Source organism: Microvirga sp. GN3 (assembly GCF_055792825.1).
Genome location: NZ_JBVVAK010000265.1, coordinates 1 through 6,760, shown reverse-complemented (window position 1 = coordinate 6,760; position 6,760 = coordinate 1). Strand labels below are relative to the sequence as shown.

Genomic DNA, 6,760 nt, shown 5'->3' with positions numbered 1-6,760 from the left:
AACCCTCGGGTTAACTGTGTGGCCGATGATGGATCATCGACGCCCGCTGGCAGATCGAGGCAGCCCCGGACGAACACACGGAAATGCGGTGATCAACCCGCGCATCAGAGTTTGCTCAACCGTCATCTTGACGGCTCTGCCTCCGGCCCTGCGCAATCGCTCTATCGTTGAGTGCCCGGATCGTTGCAGGGAGCGCATTGTTGCGTTCAAAGCCTTTGACAACGAACATCAGAGTTATAGGTGCGCACAGCCTCGCGCGTCACTCGATCCGCCGGCACGGCAGCGGCATCGAGTTTGTCGGTCCAGAGCAGGTAGCCGAGCCAGCGGCCATAATGCTGCTCATTGGTCTGACAGGTTCGCGTGGCCCAATGGGCCGCTCGTCTCTCGTCGTCGAAGACATCGCCCTTCATCTGTGCCGTCAACCAGGCCTGCCGGTCGCTCAGCGGCCATTCGGCAACCGGCAGAGCCCGGCGCATCGGATCAATGGATCTGGGCATCAGCGATCTCCCTTCGGAGCTTTGGCCTTTGTCTCCGAGAGCAGACCATCCAGGTAGCGTCCCGACGCCTTGGTCCCGGCGCCGAGATAATGCGCCATCGTGGTGTCGAGCGTGGTGTGGCCGAGAACGCGGGAAACCGGGAGATAGGCGCCGGGATCCGCATCGGTCGCAATCTTGGCGATCGCATGCCGGAACAGATGCGGGTTCATCTCAAGGCCGGCCCGGCGCATGCCGCGGCGGATCGCATCGGACATCGCCGTCTTCGACCGCGGTCCACCGTGGGGTCCAGGAAAGAGGCACGGCCCATCTGCCTGCGGCAGGCGCGAACGGAACTCCGCGATGTGACGCTTCAGGCGTGCGGTCACCTCCACGTTGAGCTCGAACTCCAGCGGCTGGCCTGTCTTGGTGCGTTCACCAGGGACGACCAGAACAGCCAATCCGGAGCTCAGCCAAGTGAAGTCGGACAGTTCCAGCGTCCGCAGGGAGCCAATCCGCAGGCCGCAGCGAATGAGCAGGTCGACCGCCACGGCCCGCTCCATCGCCTTCGCGGCCCGCAGCGGGTTTGTCTCGGCCAGCGCTCGCTTGGCCTCCCGCTCGGGGAAATTGAGCAGGCGTGCCACATTGCGCGGATCATCGAACTGGCCGAGGCGCTTGCGGTTGCGTTCCGTCATCTGACGCCGGTTGCCGGGATCGAGCTTGCGGCAAACCTTCTCCAAGGTGGCGAGGGTCGCCTCGTCCAAGCGGCTATAGTGCTTGCCGATCAGGCGCATGGATCGGGCGAGGTTATGGACACGCTGGGTCTTCCTGCCGGAGCGATCAAGGAAGAAGCGAAGAGCAGCCTTGAACGCGGTCGGCTCGAACAAGACGCTTAAGGAAGTGATCGCCTCGACCGGCAGGTGGCCAGTGTGGACGAGAGCCGAAGCGACCTGGCGGAAGCTGTGAACCCGGTGCTCGATCGTGGCGGGCCACAGGGCACGTGCCGGCGCCTCATCGTCGAGCGGATCGGGGTTCGCCATGCGTTCGCACCAGAGAGCGACATCCATCTCGAACGAGGGCGGGAAGGCGCTCAGGGGCAGTGCATACGGCTCCTGCTTGAACGGCGAGGACAGTCGCACCGGCGGCCAGCCCGGCACGGTCCGGGCCGACCGGTTCCAGTTGACGATCGTGTTCTTGAGAACATCCTTCGGGTTCTTGATCCCCTCGTCGACCTGGATCGCCTCGTACAGGCCGAGCAGTGTTTGAGTCGTCACCCCCTCCGGAGCAATGCCCATGACCGAGCTGTACGCGGCGAGACGGTAGAGTGCTTGCCGCTGATACATAGTTCCGATTCGGTCGAGCAGCGTCTGCCAGGACGGCGCGATGAGAATGCGCCGGGTCAGCGGCGAGGACGGCCGGCCATAACGCGCGACAGCCTTGGTCACCAGCGAGCGGATGTTGGCGAAGGTCTTCTCGGACAGGTTCAACTGGGCCGGGCTCTTGGACGCAAACAGTTCGCGCGTCCGGCGCGGGCTCGCCTCCAGCTTCTCCAGCGATGTCTGAAACAGCTGCTCGACGCGGTTCAGCGCCGAGACGAGATCGCGGCGCTGGGTGGCGGTCAGGCCAGTATCTGCCTCGGCCAGGCGCTTCACATCCGCCAGACTCAACCGCTCCTCGGTGAGGAAAGCCGCCTTGCTGCGAGCGAGGAAAGTGGGGTCGACATAGTTCATCGGGATCGTCTCGCGTGGTCAGCTCTGGCCTCGGGAGGACAGGCGTGGACAGGAGGGTCAATTCGGGAAATAGCAGCTTTCTGGTCCTACGGCGTTCAGACGGGAGCGATCTCCCGACAGCCGCTAAACCATTGACATTGCTGGACAGGAGCGCCCTGCGGCGGCCACTGTTCCTACTCGCGATTGAGCTTCTCGTAGGTATCCGCGTCCTGCGGCGAGATGCGGATCTGCACGCCAATGCGGTGCACTTTGAGGTCACCGCGCGCCACGATGCGGCGAACGGACTTGAGGCTGACCTGCCAACGGGCGGCCAGATCGGGCAGAGTGAGAAGGGGCTCAGACTTCGGCTTCATGGGTATCCTCCTGTTCGGAATGATCGAACTTGGAGGCAACAGCAGGTTCAGCTGACGCAAAGGCTTCATGGGCCGCGTGGCGGGCCAGTAACCGGACGAACGCAACCAACGCAGCCGGCGAAGATACCAGCTCCTCATCGCTGCGAGTTGTTGGTTCAGGATGTGCCGTCTTGCCCACTGGTGACCTCCAATGGGCAGCACGATCACGATGGAAGCTCGTTTGGTCGAATTCCCTAACGCACCGGTTTTTGCGCGCCCCTCACGGCAGGGGTGGCGGGTCGAAGTACTCAAGGTCGCGGATCGGAAGTTTCTCGGCGACCACCTTGTCGATCAGCCGCGGCTCGAACACGACGCCCTCTGGAGCATAAAGGCGAAGGGCCTGTTTGACAAAGCCGGTAAAGCCACCGACGGCTAAGTGAATGTCCTTGTCCACCGTGTAGGCTGGCCTGACGCTAAGTATCTCCTGATAGGACAGCATCAAGGCCGAGACTAATTCGCGCAACTCCTGCGTCGGGGTCGGACCTCCCTTGTTGTCCTCGACGGACAGGCTGTGCTGCTGACTCATCTCTGCAGCCTTGCGGCTCATGGACGCTAAGCGCTGCAGATACAGAATATGGTGCCTCATATCGAAGTCGCGGGAATCGGGATTGGCCTCCGACGCGGCGACAATCATCACAAGGCCCTGGCTCCCGAGCCTGTCGGCGGCTTTGGCCGCTTTCTCGAAATTAGTCGCAAGGCTGGTCAGCTCGTGGGCGACCGCAGAGGGACGCAGCTTCTCGGGGCGCTGCAAGTACAGCTTGATGAGACGCTTGGTGTCTTCGACCAGTTCGATCAGAGCCTCATCGGAAGGACCATGCTTACTATTCTGCAAGTCGTGCTTGAGCCACTCCAAAAGCCTTGCGTCCGGCATCCTGTTCATCTCCTCGGCGCTGTTGTCGACCTTCTTCCCCGTAAGAGCATACAGCGCATTCCAAAATGCTCTGATGCTGTCTCAAGAAGGGAATTGGGGCTGTTGGTACGGCCATTCGACGATGGTCGCGACTGTGAGATAAAACGAGGCCCGAGGAAGGTCCGCTGACCGCGCAACTCTCGACGTCCGGTCTACTTCCGAAAAGTGCCATGAGCCGACGTTCCGCCTTGATGCACTCTGGAATGTTTTGGCCCTTGTAACGAGGCAAACTGATCTCCGTAGATGCACTCCAGACCTACCCGTATGGGAGATACCCAATTGTAGCCCGCCAATCCTCGCCGTGGTCCGGCGGGCTCCTTGTGTTTAGTTGGGGGATGCGGCTCTCGGTTTCGGGTGCTCAAGAAAAAAGCGCATCATCTCGCGGCTGGCATCGGGGCCCTGGGGCTCCGTGTAGGACCCACTTGGGCTTCCGCCGGACCAGGCATGACCCGCCCCGTGGAGTAACCAATGCTCAAGCATGGGGTGTCCGCTGCTATCGCACTCGACCGTGCGGGTATAGCTGATCCCGCCGGGAGCCTGTCCATGGCTGACGGTTGATTGCAGATCCGAGCCCGCCCTCGACTGAGCAATGACCTGGTCGCCATTGATGGGACTGACGGTCGTGTCGCGATCACCATGGAACACGATAGTCGGCACCGGCGGCTTGGCCCCACTGTGATGAGGCGCCCCGCCCTGCCGCATGGCAGCAAACGCGGACGGCATGTCACGAGCGGCCCCGCATGCCAGGCCTGAGTGGACCCCCACGGCCGCATAGAGGTCCGGATAAGCCGAGCCCATGATCGCCGCCGCTGCCCCGCCGGCTGAGAGTCCGGCGACGTAAACGCGTTCCGGCTCGACGGAGAAGTCGCGCATGATCTGCCGCGTAATCCCAGCGATCAGCGATGGCTCACCGCGATCCCGCTGCTGATCGGCTGCGTTGAACCAGTTCCAGCACTTCGACACATTGGCGGATTGGGTCTGAGCGGGGAACGCAACAAGAAACGTCTGCTCCTCGGCCAACTCGTTCATCTGCGTGCCGGCGGCAAAATCGTCTGGCGATTGCGTGCAGCCGTGCAGCATCACCACGAGCGGCACAGGCTGACCCGTGTAGCCGCTCGGGATGTAAAGCTTATACGTACGGCTTCCGGTCTCGTTGGCAAAGGTCCGCTCTTCGAAGCGTGCGCCTTCCGGCAGCGGGGCAGGCGCACGGGCTGGAACAGGTCCAACCAACCCATCAAAGCCAGCTAGGGAGCCGGGTTGCCCCATACGGTCGAGGAAGCCGCGCAGCGCCTCCGGCATCTGGGACTGGCCCAAACCTCCGGCAGAGCCATCAGAACCGTCAGGAGCCATGCTTGGGAAGTTGAACTTCGGCGAAGTCCACGCCGCTCCTCCGGACGATGGTGGCACCATATCAATGATCCGTGCAGCAGGTCTCTCTCGACGCTGGCCTTCATTCCCGCCTGCGTTGCTTGAAGTCGGTGAGGAATGGCTACTCGGAAGCCCTCCTTGGAGGACTGCTAGGGCTTCTGCAAGTCGTCCTTCACGGGTGAGACGGGTTGCCTCAAGCATGTCGATGTTCGGTTTCAGGTTCATGAGTTCGGTCCTGTTGTGGGGTGATGTGGGGCAAAGCGGGACCTACCCCTTACCGAGTCGGAAAGGGTCGGGCAGGCTCTCAAGACGGGAGACGGGTGCTACTCGGTGGTCAGCGCATGCGGTCCTTCAGAGCCTCCTTCACCGCCAGGCTGGCATGCAAGGCGCCAAGGACGTGAAGGGAGGCGATTGTCTGCCGCGCCAGCTCGGGCGTGACATCGTTGGCGATGCTGGCGAGACCCAGAACCTGGATGTGCAGCATTTCTCCGGCTGCTTGCACGGCCTCGAGGTCCTGGCGACCGTAGTGGCGCAGGCCGAGGTCGAGTTGGTGCCGGTCGACCGATTTCCTGACGGCGTCGTTATGACGATCAAGCTGGTTTCGAATGGCTGTCCGGATGAAGTCGGTCCGGTTGGAGTAGAAACCCTCCTGAACCAAGAGATCGATATGGCCGAGGTCGACATAGCCCAGGTTGATCGTGATCTTCTCGCTATCAGAAGTCTTAGGTCGAAGTTCGTGCACGTTGGTTGCCATAGCCGCCCTCCTTTAACCATCTGCTTGGATGGTATTTGGATGGCCGTTGTCGCGAGTTCAAGCCCCCGTATCGTCTTTCCCCTGAATTCAGCCTGCTGCTTTGCGTCTATTTCACAGGATAGGCATCCGGATTGGGAGCACAGGCCTCAAAGGAGCCGGGAGCCCAGTCTCGGGGTTAGTGCGGAAAGGCCTGGAAACGTCCCCTCTACACGACAAGAACCTTCCGACCCGATATCCTCGTGGACCTCAATGGTGCCCCATGAACGAACATGGCGAAGACTGGCGCTCTAAGCTCGAAGAGGAGGCCGCTCCCGGCGTGCTGTCGGACGATCTCAGCCGCGCCCGCGAGCCCGGCCGGGGACGGGAGGCGAATACCCCCGGGCAGATCCCGGCACGCGGCTGGAAGGATATACTCTGGCGTGTGCTCTGGGGGATCTCGGAAGATCGTATCCTGTCGACCTCGGGCGGGGTTGCTTTCTTTGCCCTGCTGGCAGTCTTCCCGGCGATTGCCACAATTGTATCTCTGTACGGGCTCTTTGCCGATGTCAGCACGATCAGAGGTCATTTGTCCCTTCTTGCCGGCATTTTGCCCGGCGGGGTGCTGGAGCTCATTGGGGAGCAGATCTCCCTGATCGTCACCCAGGACAATGATACGCTCAGCGTCGCCTTCATGATCGGCTTTCTGGTGGCACTCTGGAGCGCGAACTCGGGGGTGGCAGCCCTCTTCGATGCGCTCAACGTCGTTTATGGTGAGAAGGAGAAGCGCAGCCTGCTGCGTTTTTATGCCACGACGTTCCTGATCACCCTTGGCATGATCGGCTTCATCATCCTAGCCATCAGTGCGGTGGTGGTCGCGCCGGTCATTCTCACCTTTGTGGGCTTTGTGACCCCGGCCGAACAGCTCCTGGCCATCCTGCGCTGGCCGATCCTTCTCGTGATTGTGGGCATGTGGCTGGCCGTCATTTACCGCTACGGCCCAAGCCGCCGCGACCCGAAGTGGCGCTGGGTAATGGCCAGCCCCCACGAGGTGGTCCGGTGTCAATGTTAGTGCATGATCGGTCGTGGCGCTACGGCTGGGGTGGCCGGCGGAGTTGGCCGGGGTTGCGCAGCCGGCCATAGCACTGTCTCGGGTG

8 protein-coding genes are annotated in these 6,760 nt (G+C 61.9%); 1 reads left to right on the top strand and 7 read right to left on the bottom strand.

Annotation, left to right across the window (positions count from 1 at the left end; genetic code table 11):
* Nucleotides 1–206: 206 nt before the first annotated feature.
* The 7 genes from ACS5Q1_RS45770 to ACS5Q1_RS45740 all read right to left on the bottom strand — a co-directional run bounded on the left by ACS5Q1_RS45770 (nt 207) and on the right by ACS5Q1_RS45740 (nt 5,627).
* Nucleotides 207–497: a hypothetical protein gene (locus ACS5Q1_RS45770; RefSeq protein ID WP_473104439.1), complete on the bottom strand. Its 291-nt coding sequence runs from the start codon at nt 495–497 to the stop codon at nt 207–209.
* Nucleotides 497–2,203: a tyrosine-type recombinase/integrase gene (locus tag ACS5Q1_RS45765; protein ID WP_473104438.1), complete on the bottom strand. Its 1,707-nt coding sequence runs from the start codon at nt 2,201–2,203 to the stop codon at nt 497–499. Before ACS5Q1_RS45765 ends, ACS5Q1_RS45770 begins: the two co-directional genes overlap by 1 nt.
* Before the next feature lie 173 nt (nt 2,204–2,376).
* Nucleotides 2,377–2,556, bottom strand: a complete 180-nt coding sequence (locus ACS5Q1_RS45760) for a helix-turn-helix domain-containing protein (protein ID WP_473104437.1) — start codon at nt 2,554–2,556, stop codon at nt 2,377–2,379.
* On the bottom strand, nt 2,540–2,734 hold the full coding sequence (locus ACS5Q1_RS45755; RefSeq protein WP_473104436.1) for a hypothetical protein: 195 nt from the start codon (nt 2,732–2,734) through the stop codon (nt 2,540–2,542). Before ACS5Q1_RS45755 ends, ACS5Q1_RS45760 begins: the two co-directional genes overlap by 17 nt.
* Before the next feature lie 81 nt (nt 2,735–2,815).
* Complete coding sequence (locus tag ACS5Q1_RS45750; protein WP_473104435.1) at nt 2,816–3,466, bottom strand: hypothetical protein; 651 nt, start codon at nt 3,464–3,466, stop codon at nt 2,816–2,818.
* A gap of 363 nt (nt 3,467–3,829) precedes the next feature.
* Complete coding sequence (locus ACS5Q1_RS45745; protein ID WP_473104434.1) at nt 3,830–5,098, bottom strand: extracellular catalytic domain type 1 short-chain-length polyhydroxyalkanoate depolymerase; 1,269 nt, start codon at nt 5,096–5,098, stop codon at nt 3,830–3,832.
* Between the two features lie 109 nt (nt 5,099–5,207).
* Nucleotides 5,208–5,627 carry a CopG family transcriptional regulator gene (locus tag ACS5Q1_RS45740; protein WP_473104433.1) on the bottom strand — a complete coding sequence of 140 codons (420 nt, stop codon included), beginning with the start codon at nt 5,625–5,627 and terminating at the stop codon, nt 5,208–5,210.
* A gap of 259 nt (nt 5,628–5,886) precedes the next feature.
* Here ACS5Q1_RS45740 and ACS5Q1_RS45735 point away from each other — a divergent pair, with 259 nt between their 5' ends.
* Nucleotides 5,887–6,675: a YihY/virulence factor BrkB family protein gene (locus tag ACS5Q1_RS45735; RefSeq protein ID WP_473104432.1), complete on the top strand. Its 789-nt coding sequence runs from the start codon at nt 5,887–5,889 to the stop codon at nt 6,673–6,675.
* The last annotated feature ends 85 nt before the right edge of the window (nt 6,676–6,760 follow it).